Origin of the sequence: Pyxidicoccus caerfyrddinensis, from assembly GCF_010894405.1 — a bacterium.
Lineage (GTDB): Bacteria > Myxococcota > Myxococcia > Myxococcales > Myxococcaceae > Myxococcus > Myxococcus caerfyrddinensis.
The window spans coordinates 736,476-755,015 of record NZ_JAAIYA010000003.1; the positions used below are offsets into that span (position 1 = coordinate 736,476).

17 protein-coding genes are annotated in these 18,540 nt (G+C 70.5%); 7 read left to right on the top strand and 10 right to left on the bottom strand.

Annotated elements, in window-relative coordinates; genetic code table 11:
• Positions 1-132: 132 nt before the first annotated feature.
• Genes G4D86_RS10190 through G4D86_RS10205 form a run of 4 tightly spaced genes read left to right on the top strand, consistent with a single transcriptional unit; the run spans position 133 to position 3,242 of the window.
• A complete protein-coding gene (locus G4D86_RS10190) occupies positions 133-858 on the top strand; it encodes an SDR family oxidoreductase (RefSeq protein ID WP_163992043.1) in 726 nt (241 codons plus the stop codon).
• Positions 855-1,694 (top strand): dihydroneopterin aldolase, encoded by an 840-nt coding sequence (locus G4D86_RS10195; RefSeq protein ID WP_163992045.1) that lies wholly within the window; start codon positions 855-857, stop codon positions 1,692-1,694. The genes G4D86_RS10190 and G4D86_RS10195 overlap by 4 nt, the downstream gene beginning before the upstream one ends.
• Positions 1,691-2,470 (top strand): SDR family NAD(P)-dependent oxidoreductase, encoded by a 780-nt coding sequence (locus tag G4D86_RS10200; RefSeq protein ID WP_163992047.1) that lies wholly within the window; start codon positions 1,691-1,693, stop codon positions 2,468-2,470. Before G4D86_RS10195 ends, G4D86_RS10200 begins: the two co-directional genes overlap by 4 nt.
• A 22-nt stretch (positions 2,471-2,492) precedes the next feature.
• A complete protein-coding gene (locus G4D86_RS10205) occupies positions 2,493-3,242 on the top strand; it encodes a queuosine precursor transporter (RefSeq protein ID WP_163992049.1) in 750 nt (249 codons plus the stop codon).
• Position 3,243: 1 nt separating this feature from the next.
• Here the strand turns inward: G4D86_RS10205 and G4D86_RS10210 are convergent, their stop codons facing one another.
• The 9 genes from G4D86_RS10210 to queD form a co-directional block, all read right to left on the bottom strand.
• Positions 3,244-4,548 (bottom strand): hypothetical protein, encoded by a 1,305-nt coding sequence (locus G4D86_RS10210; protein ID WP_163992051.1) that lies wholly within the window; start codon positions 4,546-4,548, stop codon positions 3,244-3,246.
• A 192-nt stretch (positions 4,549-4,740) separates the two neighbouring features.
• Positions 4,741-5,652, bottom strand: coding sequence for an alpha/beta fold hydrolase (locus tag G4D86_RS10215; protein ID WP_240360156.1), 912 nt, complete (start codon positions 5,650-5,652; stop codon positions 4,741-4,743).
• Positions 5,649-6,773 carry an alpha/beta fold hydrolase gene (locus tag G4D86_RS10220; protein ID WP_163992053.1) on the bottom strand — a complete coding sequence of 375 codons (1,125 nt, stop codon included), beginning with the start codon at positions 6,771-6,773 and terminating at the stop codon, positions 5,649-5,651. The genes G4D86_RS10215 and G4D86_RS10220 overlap by 4 nt, the downstream gene beginning before the upstream one ends.
• A gap of 1 nt (position 6,774) precedes the next feature.
• Positions 6,775-7,227 (bottom strand): hypothetical protein, encoded by a 453-nt coding sequence (locus G4D86_RS10225; RefSeq protein ID WP_163992055.1) that lies wholly within the window; start codon positions 7,225-7,227, stop codon positions 6,775-6,777.
• Between the two features lie 82 nt (positions 7,228-7,309).
• Positions 7,310-7,864 (bottom strand): Uma2 family endonuclease, encoded by a 555-nt coding sequence (locus G4D86_RS10230; RefSeq protein WP_163992244.1) that lies wholly within the window; start codon positions 7,862-7,864, stop codon positions 7,310-7,312.
• 153 nt (positions 7,865-8,017) lie between these two features.
• Positions 8,018-9,052: a M23 family metallopeptidase gene (locus G4D86_RS10235; RefSeq protein ID WP_163992057.1), complete on the bottom strand. Its 1,035-nt coding sequence runs from the start codon at positions 9,050-9,052 to the stop codon at positions 8,018-8,020.
• Positions 9,053-9,205: 153 nt separating this feature from the next.
• A complete protein-coding gene (locus tag G4D86_RS10240; RefSeq protein ID WP_163992059.1) occupies positions 9,206-9,952 on the bottom strand; it encodes an SDR family NAD(P)-dependent oxidoreductase in 747 nt (248 codons plus the stop codon).
• 113 nt (positions 9,953-10,065) lie between these two features.
• Positions 10,066-11,214: a TPM domain-containing protein gene (locus G4D86_RS10245; protein ID WP_163992060.1), complete on the bottom strand. Its 1,149-nt coding sequence runs from the start codon at positions 11,212-11,214 to the stop codon at positions 10,066-10,068.
• A 90-nt stretch (positions 11,215-11,304) separates the two neighbouring features.
• A complete protein-coding gene (queD, locus tag G4D86_RS10250; RefSeq protein WP_163992062.1) occupies positions 11,305-11,667 on the bottom strand; it encodes a 6-carboxytetrahydropterin synthase QueD in 363 nt (120 codons plus the stop codon).
• A gap of 419 nt (positions 11,668-12,086) precedes the next feature.
• Here queD and G4D86_RS10255 point away from each other — a divergent pair, with 419 nt between their 5' ends.
• From G4D86_RS10255 to G4D86_RS10265, 3 genes are read left to right on the top strand one after another with little or no spacing between them, the layout of a single operon-like run.
• The gene (locus G4D86_RS10255; protein WP_205519523.1) at positions 12,087-13,772 is read left to right on the top strand and encodes a right-handed parallel beta-helix repeat-containing protein; all 1,686 of its coding nucleotides are present in this window, start codon (positions 12,087-12,089) and stop codon (positions 13,770-13,772) included.
• A 55-nt stretch (positions 13,773-13,827) separates the two neighbouring features.
• Entirely contained in the window at positions 13,828-15,807 is a 1,980-nt protein-coding gene (locus G4D86_RS10260; RefSeq protein ID WP_163992066.1) for a GAF domain-containing sensor histidine kinase, read from the top strand.
• The gene (locus tag G4D86_RS10265) at positions 15,797-17,713 is read left to right on the top strand and encodes an ATP-binding protein (protein ID WP_163992068.1); all 1,917 of its coding nucleotides are present in this window, start codon (positions 15,797-15,799) and stop codon (positions 17,711-17,713) included. Before G4D86_RS10260 ends, G4D86_RS10265 begins: the two co-directional genes overlap by 11 nt.
• 10 nt (positions 17,714-17,723) lie before the next feature.
• Here the strand turns inward: G4D86_RS10265 and G4D86_RS10270 are convergent, their stop codons facing one another.
• The gene (locus G4D86_RS10270; RefSeq protein WP_163992070.1) at positions 17,724-18,539 is read right to left on the bottom strand and encodes an isocitrate lyase/PEP mutase family protein; all 816 of its coding nucleotides are present in this window, start codon (positions 18,537-18,539) and stop codon (positions 17,724-17,726) included.
• Position 18,540 lies beyond the last annotated feature (1 nt).

The window sequence follows — 18,540 nt, forward strand, 5'->3', positions numbered from 1 at the left end:
GAAGACGGTTTCGAGTTTTAGGGGCAGGGAGTACCGCGGGGCGCGTCGGACTACGGGGGTAGTTCGGTGCGCCCCGCGCCTTTTCAGGCGCATGGTGCCTTTCCGCGGGCGGCCTGTTACTGAATGCGGCCCATGGGTACCGCATTCGTCACGGGAGCCGGCATCCGCATCGGCAGCGCGGTGGCTCGCGCCCTCGGCCGCGCCGGTTATGACCTGGCGCTCCACGCGAACCGCTCGCTCGACTCGCTGGAGTCGCTGGCGGAAGAACTCCGGGCGCTCGGCCGCCGCGTCACCCTCCACGCCGGCGACTTGAGCAACCCTGACGCGGTGGACGCGCTCGGCGTCCAGGTGCGCGAGGCGTGCCCCGCGCTGGACGTGGTGGTCCACAATGCGGGCCTCTTCGAGCGGGTGGACTTCGCCTCCGTCTCCCGCGCGCAGTACCGCACGATGCTGGCGGTGAACCTGGACGCGCCCTTCTTCCTCACGCAGGCGCTGCTGCCCAGCCTGCGCGCCGGGAAGGACCCGCTGGTGGTGCACCTCACCGACGTCGGCGGCGAGCGGCCGGTGAGCCACTACTCGCATTACTCGGTGAGCAAGGCGGGCCTCATCATGCTCACCCGCGCGCTGGCGGTGGAATTGGCCCCGCACGTGCGAGTCAACGCCGTGTCCCCGGGCACGGTGGCCTTCCCCGAGGACTTCGACGCGGCGGCGCGCGAGGCGGTGCTGAAGCGGATTCCCCTGGGGCGCGAGGGCACCGTCGAGGACATCGCCCGCACCGTCGTCTTCCTCGCCCGCGAGGCGCCGTACATCACCGGGCAGGTCATCGCCGTGGATGGCGGCAGGAGCGCACAGCTATGAATGGAGAGCCCCCCTTCCATCCCCCGGTCGTGACGACTCCGCAGGGCCGGCCGCTGGACGTCATCGAGCTGCGGGGCCTCACGGTGGATTGCATCGTGGGTGTCTTCAACCGCGAGCGCTTCGCGGCCCAGCCGCTGCGACTGGACGTGGCGCTCTTCCTGGACACGCGCAGCGCGGCGGCGGGCGGGAAGCTGGCGAACACGGTGAACTACGGCCGGCTGACGGGCGAGCTGCGCTTCCTCCTGGAGGCGTGCCGCTTCGAGCTGCTGGAGTCCGCCGCGGAGGCCGTGTGCCGCTACGTGCTCGCGCCGCCCACGGGCGACGTGCCCCGGGCGCAGGTGTACGCGGCCACGGTGCGCGTCACCAAGCCGCAGGCGCTGGGCGGCATGGCGGTGCCGTCGCTCCAGATTCACCGCACCTCCGAGGAGATGGAGTACGCGCGCGAGGACAAGCCCTTCGGCCGCGTGGACATCATCCACGAGGGCGCGGGCTACGGCGTCTACCGCCTGCGCGTGAAGCCCGGCGGCACCATCCCCACGCACGTGCACCGGCAGATGGAGGAGAGCGAGTTGGTGCTCGGCCCCGGCTTGCTGCTGCAAGGCAAGCCGGTGGAGCGCGGCATGGCCTTCCACTGGCCGCGCGGCTTCCCGCACCGGTACGACAACCCGACGGCCACGGAGCAGACGGTGCTGTGCGTGGACCGGCCGCGCTTCATCCCCACGGATGAAGTGGAGACGGAGCCGCCCGCGGAGGGACTCGCCCCCGCCGCGGGCTTCTCCTACTACCCGCACGAGGCACCCGTGGCCCCGGGCTCGCCGGCGGAGCGCAGCCCGTGAGCGCGACGGGCACCCGGAAGGTGCTCATCACCGGCGGAGGCACCGGCATCGGCCGCGCGGTGGCGGAGGCGCTGCTGCGCGCGGGCGGGCAGGTGGTGGTGACGGGTCGGCGCGCGGAGGTGCTGGAGTCGCTCGTGCGCGAGTGGCCGGGTAAGGCCTACGCCCTGCCGTGTGACCTGGCTTCACCGGAAGCGCGCGAAGGGTTGCTGCGCCGCGCGGCCGCGCTGCTCGGCGGGCTGGACGGCTTCGTCCACAGCGCGGGTCAGGTGGTGCATCAGCCGCCGGGCCACATCGGCGAGGACGCCCTGCGCGCACAGCTCGAGGTCAACCTGGTGGCGCCGCTGCGGCTGGGAGAGCAGGCGCTGGAGGTGCTGGAGCCGGGCGGCGCCCAGGTCTTCGTGGCCTCCACGCTGGCCACGCGCCCCGTCCTCACCAGCGCGGTGTACAGCGCGGCGAAGGCGGGGCTGCTCCAGGTGATGAAGGTGCTGGCCCTGGCCGGCGCCGCACGGGGCGTGCGAGCCAGCGCCGTGCTCCCAGGCGTGGTGGAGACGGACATGACACGCGAGGTGCGGCTCGCACCGGGGGAAGGTCCGCTGTCACCCACGGAGTCCGCGCGCAGGCAGGAGGTCCAGCTTGCCAGCCTGCGGGCGCTGCACCCGCTCGGTCGCCTGGGCGCACCGGAGGAGGTCGGCGAGGCGGTGCGCTACCTCCTGGGCGCCTCCTGGCTCACCGGCTCGGAGCTGGTGCTGGATGGGGGACTACTGCTCAGGGAGTGAGGCGCGGTATAGACGCGGGGCGATGGTACTCGACAGGCGGATTCAGCTCTTCGTGGTGCTGGCGGCGGTGTTCGTCATCTCGCTGGTGGTGGGCGACATCATCTCGGTGAAGCTGTTCGAGGTGAAGCTGGGGCCCATCGTCGCGGTGATGTCCATCGGGATGCTGCCGTTCCCGGTGACGTTCCTCCTCACGGACATCCTCAACGAGTTCTACGGGAAGAAGGCCGCCCGCTTCATCACCTGGGTGGGCTTCTTCATGGCCATCTTCGCCTTCGTGGTGATTGCCATCGCGGTGCGGGTGCCCTGGGCTCCGCTCACGCTCGCGCCGGACTGGAAGGGCGCGGTGGAGCCGACGTTCAACAACATCTTCGCCGGCTCGCAGCGCATCCTGATGGCGTCGATGGTGGCCTATCTCATCGGCCAGTTCTGCGACATCGCCATCTTCAACCTGCTCAAGCGCGTCACGCAGAACCGCATGCTGTGGCTGCGCGCGACGGGCTCCACGCTGGTGTCGCAGCTCATCGACACGGTGGTGGTGCAGTTCATCGCGTGGTCGGGCCTGCTGTCCACCGCGACCATCCTGAACCTCATCTACACGTCCTACGCGGTGAAGCTGCTGGTGGCGGTGTGTCTGACGCCGTTCATCTACCTGGGCCACGCCTTCGTCGAGCGCAAGCTGGGCATCAAGCCCGTGGTGCTCGGGGAGAATGGCGAGCCCGTGGAAGCGCCCGCGCAGGCCGCGCCCCCGGAAGCCACGTCCCGCGCCGCCTGAGTCAGGGCACCAGTCGCTGGAGGAAGACGTCGGTGTCGTCCGCGGCGAAGGAGCGGCCGCCGAAGGAGCGCGTGCCGGAGAACATGCCCGCGCCCACCACGTCTCCGCCGGGCAGGAAGGTGACGTCGCGGAGCAGCGGCGTCGCGAAGCACGGCGCGGTGACGTAGAAGTCCTGCCACAGCACGTCGCCCCCGGCCGACAGGCGCGCCAGCTCCGAGCCGCACCCGTGCCGCCACAGCATCGCCGAGCTCCCGTCCGTGTCCACCGCGAGGCGTGCCCCCTCCGAGCCGCTCACGTCCTCGCTGTCCAGTACTCGTCCCCAGAGCGGCTCGCCGTAGGCGTCCGTGGCCAGGGTGAACACGGTGCGGAAGCAGCCGCGCTCCGAGCAGGGCGTCTGCAACGTGTCGCGCCCCCACTGGAGGGTGCCGTTGAAGTCACCGGTGAAGAGGAAGCTGCCATCCGGACGGAAGGACACGTCCGTGAAGTTCGGCGCGCCGGGGCCCACGTCGCGCTCCCAGCGTATCTCGCCGTCGGGTGACAGGCGCACGATGAAGCCGCGGCTCTCGAAGGGGCCCAGGGGCTTCTGTCCCGCCATGATGAGCCCGCCCTCCACGTCCAGCGCGGCGACGGTGGCCGAGCCCACCGCGGGGACGTCCCGCTTCCAGCGCGAGCCTCCCCCCGCGTCGTGGCGCTCCACCTCCAGCCCATGCGCCAGCATCAGCTCTCCGGCTCCATCCGGAAGCAGCGCCTTCACGGGGCCCGTGGCCCGGGCCCAGCGGGGACTCCCGTCCGCCGCCAGCTTCGCCACGAAGTGGCTGCCGGTGATGACGGTGTCGCCCATGCGCAGCTGGCCCTCCACCTTGCCGGCGACGAAGACGTCGCCCGAGGTGGAGACCGCGAGCATCAGCGCATCCACGTCCGCGAGGCCCTTCGCTCCCGGCTCGGGGGTGAAGCTCCTGCTCCAGAGCTGCTGCCCGTTGCCGTCATGGCGCGAGACGGTGAGCGTCGTGCCGTCGGGGTCCTGGGACGTATCGCTGGAGGTGGGGGCCTCGCTCGTGCCGAGCAGGACGACGCCGCCACTCCCATCCGAGGCGACGGCCGTGACGTCCTGTCTGCCGGCCATGGCGGTGTGTGTCGTCCAGCGGGCGTCTCCCGGGACGAACTCGGGAGGCGTGCCCGGCGCGGGGTGCGGCTCCTCGACGACGGGTTGCGGCGCGGGGCCCGTCTTTCCCTGGTCGCAGCCACTTCCGAGCGCGGCCCAGACGCCCAGCGCCAGCCCCGCCGTGCCTGCTCGCCAACGCATCATGCCCGTCCCCACTCCCGCCCCGGTCTCCGGCCGGTCGCGAAACTGTGCAGGCCTGCCCGGAGAGGCAAGGCCAGGGTCCGGTACTTCACGGAGCGGAGGGCGTGAAGCCAGCCTCATGAGGCCGAAGGCCCACCCGGTGTCGAGCCGCCGACACCGGTCAGCTCGCACCAGCGGGCCAGGAGCATCGCGCCCTCAGACGCCCTCGTGCACCAGCGGGGCGAGGATGTCCCTCCAGTGGGAGTAGATGGAGAAGTGCCCGCCGCCCGTGAGGAAGTGGGGCACGGCGCGCGGAATCCGCGTGGCCAGGTAGCGCCCCATCTGCGGCGGGACGATGCTGTCTCCCTCCCAGTACCAGAGGTCCACCTCGCAGCGAATCTCCTCCAGCGGCACGTCCCACGGTGCCGCGAGGATGTGCGCCTCGCGCCGCATGCCCGCGATGCCGTTGCGCGTGGCCTCGCGGCGCCAGCCCTGCACCTGCGCGGCGATGAGCGGGTCCGCCAGCACGGCGCGGTCATCCGGCGATGCGTGCGCCATCACCCCGGCCAGCGCTTTCGCCGGATTCGCACGCACCTGCCGGTCATGCATGGCCATCAGCGGGTGCAGCAGCCACTCAGGCCACGCCGCCATCGAGTACGCGTTGCGGTAGTCCCGGTTCACTCCCTCCATGGCCCCACGCCGCTTCAGCGGCGACGCCCCGGAGACGATGGCCGCGCGGGTGAGGCGCGCCCCCAGCTTCCACGCGCAGGCGGCGACATACGGCCCGCCCGCGGACACGCCGAAGAGGGCGAAGCGGCCCACCTTCAGCGCGTTGGCGAGCTGCTCCAGGTCGTCCGCGAAGTCCAGCAGCGTGCGCCCGGGCTGGTAGTCCGACAGCCCGTAGCCCGGCCGGTCCGGGGTGATGAGGCGCACCCCCAGCCCGTGCGTGAGTCGGTCATCCGGGTGCCGCATGTAGCGCGAGCCCGGGTTGCCGTGGATGAAGACCACCGGCAGGCCGTCCAGGTCACCGGACTCGACATACGCGAGCCGCCGCCCGTCCCGCAGGCGGATGGAGCCCTCGCGCACCTGTACTCCCGCCCCTGAGGTCTCTGTCTCGGTGGAAATCATGGCTCCATCGTCTTCGAGCGCGCGCCAATCCAGGCGGCGATGGAGGGCCACACCACGGTGGCGCCCTTGCTGGAGGCGGACAGGCCGATATGGCCCACCGGGTAGCGACGCGTCTCGACGTCCTTCGAGGACACCAGCGACGGCAGCGGCTCGCTCATGGCGGGCAGGGCGATGGTGTCCTGCTCGGCGATGACATTGAGCACCGAGCACTGGATGCGGCCCAGGTCGATGTGCTGCTCGCCCACCTTCATCTGCGCCTTGGGGAAGAGGTTCTGCTGGTAGCAGTCCTTGATGTACTGGCGGTAGACCTCGCCGGGGAAGGGAACGGGGTCGGCGCCCCAGCGCTCCATGGCGAGGAAGGTGGTGACGAAGTCCGGGTCGTCGATGCGGCGGCACACCTCCAGCCAGCGCGTGAGGCGCTGCACCGGTGCGGCCATCATGAAGCCGCTCTCCAGCACCTTGGTGGGCACGTTGCCGTACGCGTCCACCAGCGAGTCCACGTCGAAGTTCTCCGCCGACGTCCACAGCGTGTAGACGCCGCCCTTGCTGAAGTCCACGGGCGTGGCCTGGGCCACCAGGTTGCGCACGCCCTCGGGGTAGAGGGACGTGTACGCCAGCGCCATGGTGCCGCCCATGCAGTAGCCGTAGAGCGTCAGCTCGCGGCTCTTGCTCACGCGCAGCGTCCACTGCACCGCCGTCTGGATGAGGCCGCCGAGCAGCTCTTCCCAGTCGATGTGCTCCTCGGTCTTCCCGGGCACGCCCCAGTCGATGGCGTAGACGTCGTAGCCGGCGTGCGTGAGGTGCTCGATGAGGCTGCGGCCGGGGAGGAAGTCGAGGATGTACCAGCGGTTGATGAGCGAATAGACGAAGAGGATGGGCGTGCGGAAGCGCCGCCGGGGCGAGGCATAGCGCAACAGGCGCATGCTGCCGCGCGTGTACACCACCGTGTGGGGCGTGGCGCTGATGGGCGGCTCGCGCACGCCGGACGCCTTCTCGATGATGGACTTGAGGTACGGGTAGGGATTGAGCGGCCGCGCCTTGAGGACGCTGGCCACGGCGCGCGGGAGGTCGAGCTTGCCCGCGACGAACGAGCGGAGACGCTGGGTGGTGGACGCGGTCATGTCAGGTGCGGCGCGTGGACGAGGCGCGTCCCTTCGGGCGGGGCGCGCGGGTTTCGGAGTCAGGGGCGTCAGCCTCGGAGGACTCGGGGGTGTGGACGAGGTCCACCATCGTCTCGAGCTGGGTGCCGAGCGCCTCCACCTGGTCATTCACGCGGCGGAGCTGGTCCCTGAGGTCTTCCACCTCGGAGGGCGTGGGCAGGCGCAGGGTGCGCAGGGTGCGCTCCACGAGTCCCCGGCGGCGGATGCGGGCATTGAAGCCCTGGCGCATGAGACCGCCGCTGACCCGCAGGTAGGTGGGGCTCTCCGCGAGGCGTGCGAGCACCTTGGTGAGGCCCTGCTCGGCGCGGGTGAAGACCTTGCCGGTGCGCGTCTGCGGGTGGGTGAGCTGCCCCAGCAGCTTCAGGCCGCGGGCGAGGAGCCCCTTGTTGGGAGCTGAAAGGTCCGACTGACTCATGGATGGGATCTTAGCCCAATGATGGGAGGGGCGCGCCGGGGCCCTCATTCTTCCCGCAAAAACATGAACCCTGATTCACTCCTCAGCGCTTCCAGAGAAACGCCAGGCTCAACGGAAGCGCCTCGAACGGCTCGGCCTGGACCACGACGTTGCCCGCGTACACGCCGAGTTGCTTCCAGCTCTTGCCTTCCAGCCGGAAGACCTCCAGCGACTGGCTGCGCGGGTCCACGAACCACAGGTGCCCCACGTCCTCACGGGCGTACACCGCCATCTTCCGGCCCCGGTCCAGCGCCTCGGTGGAGGGCGAGAGCACCTCGCAGACCCAATCAGGCGCGAGCTTCACTCCAACGATGTCCGGCATCTCGGGCATCCGCTCACGCCGCCAGCCCGCGATGTCGGGCACCAGCACATCCCGCCTCAGGTGAAGCTCGGGCTCGAGGAGGTGCAGCCAGCCGCCCGGGCCTTCTTTTCTCCCGAACGGCCCGAGCTCTCTGAAGAGCTCCCCCGCCGCCAGGTTGTGGACCGTGCGTGGCTGGGGACTGACGTACAGCTCGCCATCGACAATCTGGCTGACGACGCCCTCGGGGAGGCGCTCCCGTGCCTCGTACACGCTCTCCGTCCTCGGCTTGTCGCCCATGTCCCCAGGATGCGGCCCCGCCCCGTTCGTCGCAACCCGCTCCCCGTCCTGCACCTGGATGTCTTCGCTCATGTGTCCAGCATGCACCAGACCTCTGACATCCTGCACATGGGGGGCAATCCTCCAGGTAACTCGCGAAAATGCTGACCCGCCTCAATCCGCCGAGGCGTAGCGCTCGAACGTGCGTGGAATGCCCTTGTCCTCGTCGACGTCCTGGAAGGTGACGGGGATGCCGTCGCCGCCCTTCTCCACCACGAAGTGGATGTGGCCGGTGAGGCTGTTGCCCACGTTGCCGACCTCCGCCAGCGGGTCTCCCTGCTTGACGGTTTCGCCTTCCGTCACCTTCGCGCTGCCGGTCTTGATGTGCATGTACTTCGCCACGGTGCCGTCATCGTGCTTCACCGTGATGAAGTTGTTCTTCTTGCCCTTGCCGTTGCCCTCGAAGTCCTGCTCGACACCGAGCACCGTGCCGCCGCGCGCCGCCAGCACCGGGGTGCCGCACTGGCGCCGGAAGTCCCAGGCAAACTCCTCGTCCTCCTTGTGGTTGAAGTGCGAGTTGTTGCCCTGGATGACCCACGAGCGCTCCCCGTCGGGGTACGGCAGCTGGTACGGCGAGTTGGCCGCCGTCGGATAGGCCCCGGCCTCGATGGAGCCGCGCAGCAGCATCCACGCGACGAGCCACACCACGCCCCACAACCCGTACACCGCCGTGCCGATGATGGCGAGCCGCCCCCAGCCGGGAAGCGCCACGCGCTGTCCCGCTTCACCCGCCGTCTCTCGCGCGATGAAGGGCGCGGCGAACCAGGCGCCGAAGCACAGCATGCTGCCCACCAATCCACCCCAGTGGTACATCCCCGACAGCCACACCGGGCCGCACGACGCGAAGGCGCCGAAGCCGAAGGCGAACGCCGTGACGATGGACAAGAGCGCCCCAATCAAGGGAAGCGCCTTCGTCCAGAACACCGTGGCGTCGAACCGGTTCGCCTCGCCCCCGCGGACGGCCAGCGCGCGCCGGAGTCCGTGGAGCGTGAGCACGATGAAGCCGCCCCACGTCAGCAGCGCCACCACCGCGGTGGGCACCATGGGCCCGTCCCCCGCGAAGCCCGCGAAGGAGGCGAAGAACATCAACGCCGCGTAGCCCCCCAGGAGGATGAGAAGGACCGACGCAGCCGTTCCGTAACGAGTCATCGCTGTTCCCCCCGCCCGCGTGGACCTCACGCATGGCTTCTCATGAGGGGAACGGCGGACGGGGCAGGGTGTCGTCCGCGAAGAGGGCCCACCACCGGCCCGGGCCTCCATCGGACGCCGGGCCCACGGCGGGCGGCGCGAGCGCCTCCTCGCTCAGCCCCGCTTCACCGGCAGCGGCCCGAAGGCCTGCGCCACCGGCATCAGGGAGATGATGTTGATGTTCACGTGCGCGGGGCGCGTGGTCACCCAGTGCACCGCGTCCGCGATGTCCTCGGGCGTCAGCGGCTGGGTGTTGGCGTAGAGGGACGCGGCGCGCGTCTCGTCGCCCTTGAAGCGGACGCTGGAGAACTCGGTGCCGCCCACCAGGCCGGGCTCGATGTCCGTCACGCGCACGGCGGTGCCGTGCAGGTCCGCGCGCAGGTTGAGGCTGAACTGGTGCACGAAGGCCTTGGTGGCGCCGTACACGTTGCCGCCGGGGTAGGGGAACTCCGCGGCGATGGAGCCCATGTTGACGATGTGGCCCCGGTTGCGCGCCACCATGCCGGGCAGCACCGCGTGCGTGGAGTACAGGACGCCCTTCACGTTGGTGTCCACCATCACGTCCCAGTCCTCCACGCGCGCCGACTGCGCCAGGTCCAACCCCAGCGCGAGGCCCGCGTTGTTGACCAGCACGTCCACCTCGGCGAACTCCGCCGGCAGCGAGCGCACCGCGCGCTCCACCGCCTCGCGGTCCGTGATGTCGAGCGTCACGGGAAGCAGCCGCTCTCCCAGCTCCGCCCGCATCGCCTCCAGCCGCTCCGTCCGCCGCCCGATGGCGATGACGCGCGCGCCGTCCTGGAGGAAGCGCCGGGTGATGGCCAGCCCGAATCCGGAGGTGGCTCCGGTGATGAACACGTTCATGGGATTGCCCTCGAAACTCGAAGTCGGTTTCCGGGCGCTACATGCCACGGGCGGGACGGCCGCGCACGGGATTGATGCCGCCCGTCACGGCCCGGCGACACATGAGGTGCGGGCTACCACGACGAGCTGGAGCCACCCCCGCCGAAGTCTCCGCCCCCTCCGCTCCACGAGCTGTCCGAGCTGGAGCTGCTGGACGAGGACGAGTCGGAAGAGGAGGACGAGTCGGAATAGGAGGACGACGAGGACGAGTCGGAATAGGAGGGCGAGGAGGACCCCGACGACGATGAGGAGTCTCCAGAGGACGAGGAAGCGCCACCCCACGACGAGGAGCCGCTGCCGCTGGTGGCAGCCCGGATGATGGCCCAGAACACGAAGGTGCTGCCGACGAAGCAGCCGCTGAACATGAGCGTGCTCCAGAGCAGGTCCAGCACGTTGGCGGAGTGCGGCCCCATGCCCACGAGCCCGCCGCAGCCGAGCACGAACGCGGCGGCAAGCACCGCCACGACCCGGGAGGCGTGGATGCCGAAGAGGGCTTGCAGGAAGAACACCGTCGCGATGAAGGCGAAGGCCCACAGGAAGTCCGCGGTGGGGCGCTGGCTCGACTGGACGGCGAGGGTGATGACCCCCAGAGGCAGCAGCACGAGCGCGCCCCCGGCCCCGGCCAGCTTCACGGCGCCGAGTCGCTTCCTCCACGGTCCCACGCACAGCCCCAGCAGCACACCGACGGCGAACCCGCCGAACATCAACCCCAGGAAGGCCTCACCCACCTTCGCCGCGGGCCACGGAGCCTGGTACGCCACCACGCCGTCGGCATTCGGAATGCGCAGACGCACGCCCTGCACCACCGCCAGCAGCGCGCCCCCGTAGTCACCCTGTCGCAGCAGCGGCCCCTGCGCGTCGAGCAGCGTGCGCACGGCGTCGTCCGGGAGGTACTCCTCCAGCCCGTAGCCCACCTCCAGCCGCTGGCGCCGGTCATTCACCGCGAGCACGAGCAGCAGCCCGTTGTCCTGGCCCTTGCCGCCGCCCTTCCACGCCTCGGCAACCTGCAGGGCATAGTCCTCGATGGGCACCCCGCCGGTGGTGTCCACCATGAGCACCGCCATCTGCGCGCCCGTCTGCTCGCGCAGGCGGACGAGCTCGGTGGCCACGGCCTCTTTGTCGGAGGGGGACAGCCGCCCGCTCGTGTCCACCACGGGCCGGTCCACGACGGGCGTGGCACCGAGCAGGAGCACGGGCAGCAGCAGCAACAGAGACTTCAGCATGCGGGGCCCCCTCGACGGCCCGCCCGCTCGGAGCGGGGCACGGGCCGGAGGGAACGATACGTCAGAACGCCAGGAGGGCGGCAGTGCCCCCTAGTCGTCCTCGCCCTGGTAGATGCAGCCGCTGGTGCACGTCTCGCGCACGACGACGCGGCTGAGCTGCGGGAGCGTGGGCCGCAGCCGCTTCCAGATCCACCGCGACAGATTCTCACTGGTGGGGTTGTCCAGGCCCTCGATCTCGTTGAGGTAGTAGTGGTCCAGCCGCATCCGCACGGGCTCGAAGGCCTCCTTGATGTCGGAGAAGTCCATCACCCAGCCGGTGCGCTCACCCACGGGGCCGCGCACGTGGATTTCCACCCGGTAGCTGTGCCCGTGAAGCCGGCTGCACTTGTGGTTGGGGGGCACATTGGGCAGCCGGTGGGCCGCCTCGAAGGTGAATTCCTTGAAGATGTCCAAGGCGTCTCCTGACCGCGGGTGGGGCGGGCTCATATCCCGCGCGCTCCGCCCCTCGTCAAGGAACGCCGGACCCGCCTCCGAGCATGAGCAGACCGCCCGCCCACGCGCACGTCCGCCCGCTCCCGCCCGGGCCGACCTTCTCTCAGGGTGAAACAGAAGAGGCCCGACTCGGGAATATCTCCGCCTCCACGGGCCCACATATGCTCGCCAATCTGGCGAATGCCGGCCCCGCGACGCATCAGCCGCGCTTCTTTCCGCATTCCGCAACCCTGCGGAATCGCGATTCTCGCCTCCTTCCCCTACGTCCCGGCAGGCATGGGTTGCCGTTGGGTGCGGGAATGAACAGCGCGGGGCCCGGAATTGGCGGCCGTCCTCGCGAGCGCCCCACACGTCGCGACCCACACAAGGAGTCTCACAGGATGCGCCAACGGTTTCCGCTGATACCGGCCCTCTGCTCCGCTGTCCTGCTTTCCTCCGTCGCCTGCAATGGCAAGGGAGAGCTCTCCCAAGACACCGGTGCGTACCCGGCTCCGGGCGAGGCCCCTTCGGCGGAGACGCCCCCGGTCGTCCTGCCCGACCTTCCCGGCAGCTCCGACGACGACGAGACGCCGACCCCGCCGGAGGACCCCGACCCGACCCCCGGCCCGCTCCCCATCCCGGACCTGCCGACCGACCCCGTCCCGACGCCGACTCCCACCCCGACGCCCACGCCCACTCCGACGCCGGAGCCCGAGCCGGAGTTCTCGCGCATCCTCTGGGTGGCCACCAACGGCAGCGACAGCGCGGCCGGCTCGCAGGGCGCGCCGCTGCGCACGGTGACGAAGGCGCTGTCGCTGCTCAAGCCGGGCGAGGCCGTGTACCTCAAGGCCGGCACCTGGTCCGAGCGCCTCAAGCTGGAGGAGAAGGGCGGCTCGGAGGCGTCGCCGCTCACCGTGAGGGCCGCGCCCGGCGCCACGGTGGTGCTGAAGCCCTCGGGCAGCGGGTCCGCGTTGGTGGACGTGCGGGGCGCGTACTGGCGCATCGAGGGGATGACGCTCGACCTGGCGGGGGATGCCTCCTTCGCGGTGCTGTGGCGCGGCGTGGGCGCGCACCACGGCGTGCTGCGCGGCTGCACGGTGAAGAACGGCACCGCGGGCGCGGGCGTCAACGTGGGCGAGAAGGCCGCCGACGTGCTCATCGAGAACAACGTCATCAACAACTTCAGCCGCGGCACCGACGACAGCCACGGCGTCATCCTGCAGACCACGTCGAAGAACGTGGTGGTGCGCGGCAATGACATCCACCACAACTCCGGGGACGCGGTGCAGTGCATCGGCCCCGAGGCCGGCGCCACCGTCTCCGGCACGCCCTTCGACAACCTCCTCGTCGAGGACAACGAGCTGCACGAGAACCGGGAGAACGGCGCCGACATCAAGACGTGCACGCACGTCACCCTGCGCGGCAACATCGTCTGGGGCCACAAGTCCTCCACGACGTCGCGTGGCGAGGGCGTGGTGGTGCACCTGTCCGCGAAGGACGTCACGCTGGAGGACAACGTCTTCTACAACAACGGCCGCGCCATCAGCATCGGCGGCGTGCGCGTGGACGCGCCTCCCACCAACATCATCATCCGCCGCAACCTCGTCCGTGACGCGCTCGGCGGCAGCGAGGAGGGCAGTGGCATCCGCGTGGACACCTCCATCAACGTGAAGGTGCAGCAGAACACCGTGTGGAACGTGCCGGGCCCGTGCCTCATCTTCGGCCACGGCGACACCGGCCCCAGCGCCACCCTGGACGTGCGCAACAACGTCTTCGCCGGCTGCGGCGTGGCGGCGCGCGGCGGGCCGGAGCGCACCAACACCGTGCTGGACTCCAATCTTTATTTCCGCTCCGGCGGGGCGGCCGTCTTCCGCCTGAATGGGGTGGACATGGACTTCACGGACTGGAAGGCGGGCAGCGGCCTGGACCGCCGCTCGCTGGAGAAGTCGCCGGCCTTCCTCAACATCGACACCGGGGACTTCCGTCTCGGTACCGGCTCGCCTGCCCGCAACGTGGGAGTCTCACTGGGGCTGACGTACTGCGGTGCCGCGCCGGACCTGGGTGCCTTCGAGTCGGACTGCCCCTGAGCGTCCGGGCCGTGTAGAGTGGGGCTCCCCGCCTTCCCTGGACCCCACCTCCCACGTGCCGTCCTCGCTGGAATTCGCTCTCGGCATCACTCTGGTGCCTCCCGACTCGCAGGCGCGTGAGGCGCTCAGCGCCTCGGCCGCGCGTGCGGGACTGCGGGTGGTGGAGGGCCTGGAAGAGGCCTCCCTCGCCCTGGTGGACCTGACCCTGCCCGGCAGTGGCTCCGCGCTGCGGAACCTGCTCGACGGCCCCCGCGCCACCAGCCTCACGCTGGTGGTGCTGGTGGAGCCCGGCGAGCGGGGCTTCGCCGCCGCGCAGGCGCTCAAGCCCGCCGACATCCTCACCATGCCGGTGGCCACGCATGAGTTGGCGTGGCGGCTCCAGTGCGCCGCCGCGCGCCATGTGGAGCGCGGCGAGCAGGAGCGCAGCCAGGAGGACCTGGCCCTCCTGCTGGAGTTGACGGCGGAGTACGCGGAGAGCTCCGACGTGGAGGCGCTCCTGCACGGCGTCACCCGGCGGCTGGCGGAGAAGCTGGACATCGCCCGCGCCACGCTGGTGATGCTCGGCCGCAACGCCGACGAGGGCGTCATCGTCGCCGCCAGCGACGACCCGGCCCTCAAGGACCTGCGCATCGAGCTGTCGCGCTACCCCGAGATTCGCGAGGTGATGCGCACCGGCAAGCCGGTGGTGATGCAGGAGGCGTCCACGCACCCGCTGCTGGGCGACGTGGAGCGCCGCGCGGTGGCCGCCAGGGGCATCCACGCCATCGCCGCGCTGCCGCTGCCGGTGCGCGGGCAGGTGCGCGGCGTGCTGCTGGTGCGCGCGGCGGGCACGCGGCGCACCTTCACGCCCCGGGAAATCGACTTCCTCACCACCGTGGCGCACGCCACCGCGGTGGCGCTGCGCAACGCGTCCATCCTCCAGTCCGTGCGCGGGCAGACGGAGGCGGAGAAGACGGCGCGCCTGGCCGCCGAGGAGCAGGCGGCCTCCTTCAAGCCCTACCAGCTCTTCTTCGCGCACGTCAGCGAGGGCGTGGCCATCCTCGACGACAAGGCCTGCGTGCTGTCGCTCAACCCGTCGGGCGCGGCCATGCTGGACCTCCCGGCGGTGGAGGCTCGCGGCCGCCACCTGCACCAGGTCACCCAGCCGGTGGACGAGTGCGTGCTGATGGAATTGGTGACGACGGCCTCGCACGGCGAGGCCCGCTCCGGCGTGGACGTGGAGGTGCGCACCGCCGCGGGCCGGCGCCTGACGCTGTCCATGTCCGCCGCGCCCATGCGCGACGAGGACGCGGCCACCATCCTCTCCTTCCGGGACGTCACCGACGCGCGCAAGCTGGAGTACGAGCTGCGCCAGACGAAGGACTTCCTGGAGCGGCTCATCGACTCGTCGGTGGACGCCATCATCGCGGCGGACGTGAAGGGGCGCATCATCCTCTTCAACAAGGGCGCGGAGGCCATGTGCGGCTACACCGCGCAGGAGGCCATGAGCGGCCTCACCGTCCACCAGCTCTATCCGCCCGGCGTGGCCAAGCGGGTCATGGCCATGCTCCGCAGCCCGGAGCACGGCGGCAAGGGCCGCCTGTCGCTCACCCGCGAGGAGCTGATGCACCGCTCGGGTGAGCGGGTGCCGGTGAACATGACGGCCTCCATCGTCTACGAGGGCGGCCGCGAGGTGTTCAGCGTGGGCATCTTCACGGACATGCGCGCCCGCATGCAGCTGGAGCGCAAGCTGTCCGACGTGGAGACGCGGCTGGAGGAGAGCGAGAAGAGCGCCGTCATCGTCGCGCTCGCCGGCACCGCCGCGCACGAGCTGAACCAGCCGCTCACGTCCGTCATGGGCTACGCGGAGCTGCTCAAGCGCAAGCTGAAGGAGGAGGACTTCGCCTGGAAGCCGGTGGACATCATCTACCGCGAGGCGGAGCGCATGGCGGAGATCGTCCGGAAGATTGGGAAGATCACCCGCTACGAGACGAAGTCGTACATGGGGGCGCAACAGATTCTCGACCTGGACAAGGCCACCTCCCATGAAGACTGAGCCCCGCGTCGTTCGCATTCCCGGCGGCCCCTCTGCAGAGGCGTTCCAGGCCTTCTTCGAGGCGCTGGACGCGCCCTCGGCCATGTGTGACCCGAGCCTGCGGCTGGTGGCCGTCAACGACGCCTTCCGCCGCTTCTGCGCCGAGCACCATGTGTCGGTGGACGACGTGGCGCGCGCGCTGGCCGGCGCCTGCGTGCCCTCGGACGGCGCCAGCTGCGACGTGGAGCTGCTGGCCGACCTGGCGGGCGTGGTGCTCACGCTGTCGCGCCGCGGAGACGTGGTGGCGGTGCGCGCGCGCAACGAACCGGAGCTGGCGCGCAACCGGCTGGTGGTGGCGGAGAAGGCCCTGCTGGAGCAGGCGCGCACGGAGAGCGTGCTGCTCGATTTGGGCCGCAGCGTGGCCGAGTCCGGCGGCGAGGAGGAGCTGGTCGCGGCGGTGGCGCGCGGGGTGAAGGAGCTGTTCCCCGGGCGCTCCTTCTGCATCCGGATTACCGACGCGCGCACCGGCGGGCTGACGTCGCTCTACGCGGAGGGGCGCCTGAAGGAAGGCGCGCACGAGCCGCTGGCGCTGCTCCAGCGTGCGGTGGACAAGACGAACCTGTCGCCCACGTCACTGCCCCCGGGCCGCGTGGCGGTGCTGGGCGAAGTGCCGCTCTTGTTCGAGGGCTGCAGGCACGGGGTGAGCGCGCCGCTGGTGGCCAGCGGGCAGCTCTTCGGCGCCATCAACATGGAGTACCCGGAGGGCTTCGACGCGGACGTGCAGCACGACGAGCGCGTCCTCCTGCAGCTCGCCAACCAGGTGGCGGTGGCGGTGAAGAACGCGAAGCTCATCGACGAGCTGACGTTCGTCCGCAAGTACCTGGAGGACCTGCTGGAGAAGGCCAACGCGCTCATCCTGGTGGCCAGCCGGGACAAGCAGGTGGTGGTCTTCAACCAGGCCATCAGCGCGCTCACCGGCTTCCGCAAGGAGGACGTGCTGGGCAAGGACCTCTTCTGGCTGGTGCCGGAGAGCGAGCACCTGCGGCTGACGCAGGTCATCGCCTCGGCCATGCGCGGCGAGTCGGTGAACAGCTTCGAGACGCGCCTGCTCTCCCGCGACGGCGGCGAGGTGCGCGTGTCCTTCGCCACGTCCTCCATGCTCACGCAGCATGGTGAGGTGGAGGGCGTCATCGCCATCGGTCAGGACATCACGGTGGTGAAGGAGCTGGAGAAGCGCATCATCCACGCGGAGAAGCTGGCCTCCATCGGTCAGCTCGCGGCCAGCGTGGTGCACGAAATCAACAACCCGATGACGGCGGTGGCCACGTACGCGGACGCGCTGCTGCAGCGCTCGCGGCTGACGCCGGGCGCGAATCCGGCGGACCAGGAGAAGCTGAAGAAGATCCTGGAGAGCAGCCACCGCATCCTGCGCTTCACGCGCGATTTGGTGAGCTACGCGCGGCCGGCGCAGGACAAGCCGGAGCGGGTGCTGCTCAACGCCGTGGTCGACATGGCGGTGGGCTTCTGCGAGCACGTGGTGGCGCAGGCGCGCGTCAGCGTGCACCGCGAGTACTCGGAGCTGCCGCCGCTGTCCGCGGTGCGCGCCAACCTGGTGCAGGTGTTCGTCAACCTCATCACCAACGCGTGCCACGCGATGCCGCCCGGTGGCTCGGTGTACCTGTCCACGGGCCGGGACGGGCAGGACGCGGTGGTGACGGTGCGTGACACGGGCACGGGCATCGACCCCAAGCACCTGCAGCGCATCTTCGAGCCGTTCTTCACCACCAAGCCGGAAGGGAAGGGCACCGGCTTGGGCCTGTCCATCTGCCAGGGGATTGTCGAGAACCACGGCGGCCGGCTCACGGTGGAGAGCACCGTGGGCTCGGGGACGACGTTCACCGTGCGGCTGCCGCTGCCGGTGGGGTGAGGTTCCGGACTCAGCGCGGCGCCATCAGCGCGTTGAGCTCGGGGTAGGAGAGGGCGCCCTCGAACAGCGCGGGCGTGGCCCCGTCTCGCAGGAAGGCGGTGGTCAGCGCCGCTGCCCTTCCGAGGACGGCCGTGGCGATGTTGATGCCCGCGCTCAGGCGGCGCACGCCCATCGCCTGGAGTTCCGAAGGAGAGGGCAGGCCCGGCCGTGCCATCACGTTCAGCGGAAGCCCCGCCCCCGAGGCCACGGCCCGGATGTCCGCCGCGTCCACCATCGCCGGAACGAAGAGGCCGTCCGCCCCCGCGGCGCGATAGCGCTCGGCGCGAGCCAGCGTCTCCTCGACGCGCCGCTCCTTGGGAGCCAGCCCTTGCAGGTAGACGTCCGTCCGGGCATTCACGAACACGTCCACGCCGAGCCGCGCGGCCGCGCGCTTCACTTGCTCGAGCTTGGCGCAGAAGAGGTCCGGCGAGCCGGCGCCGTCCTCCAGGTTGATGCCCACCGCGCCCGCTTCCAGCACGGTGACGACCGTCGCGCCCACGGTGGCGGGGTCATCCGAATAGCCGCCCTCCATGTCCACGGTGAGGGGCACGCGGATGACGCGGGCCATCTCCGCCACCGTCGCGGCCAGCAGCCGCACCGGCAGGTGGTTCCCGTCCGCGTACCCATGGGACCAGGCCACGCCGGCGCTGGTGGTGGCGACGGCCTTCGCTCCCAGGCTCTCCGTCAGCCGCGCGCTTCCCGCGTCCCAGGCATTGGCGAGGAGCAGCAGTCCTTCGGTGTGCAGCCGGCGGAACACCTGGGCATTCACTGATTGGGGCGAGGTCATG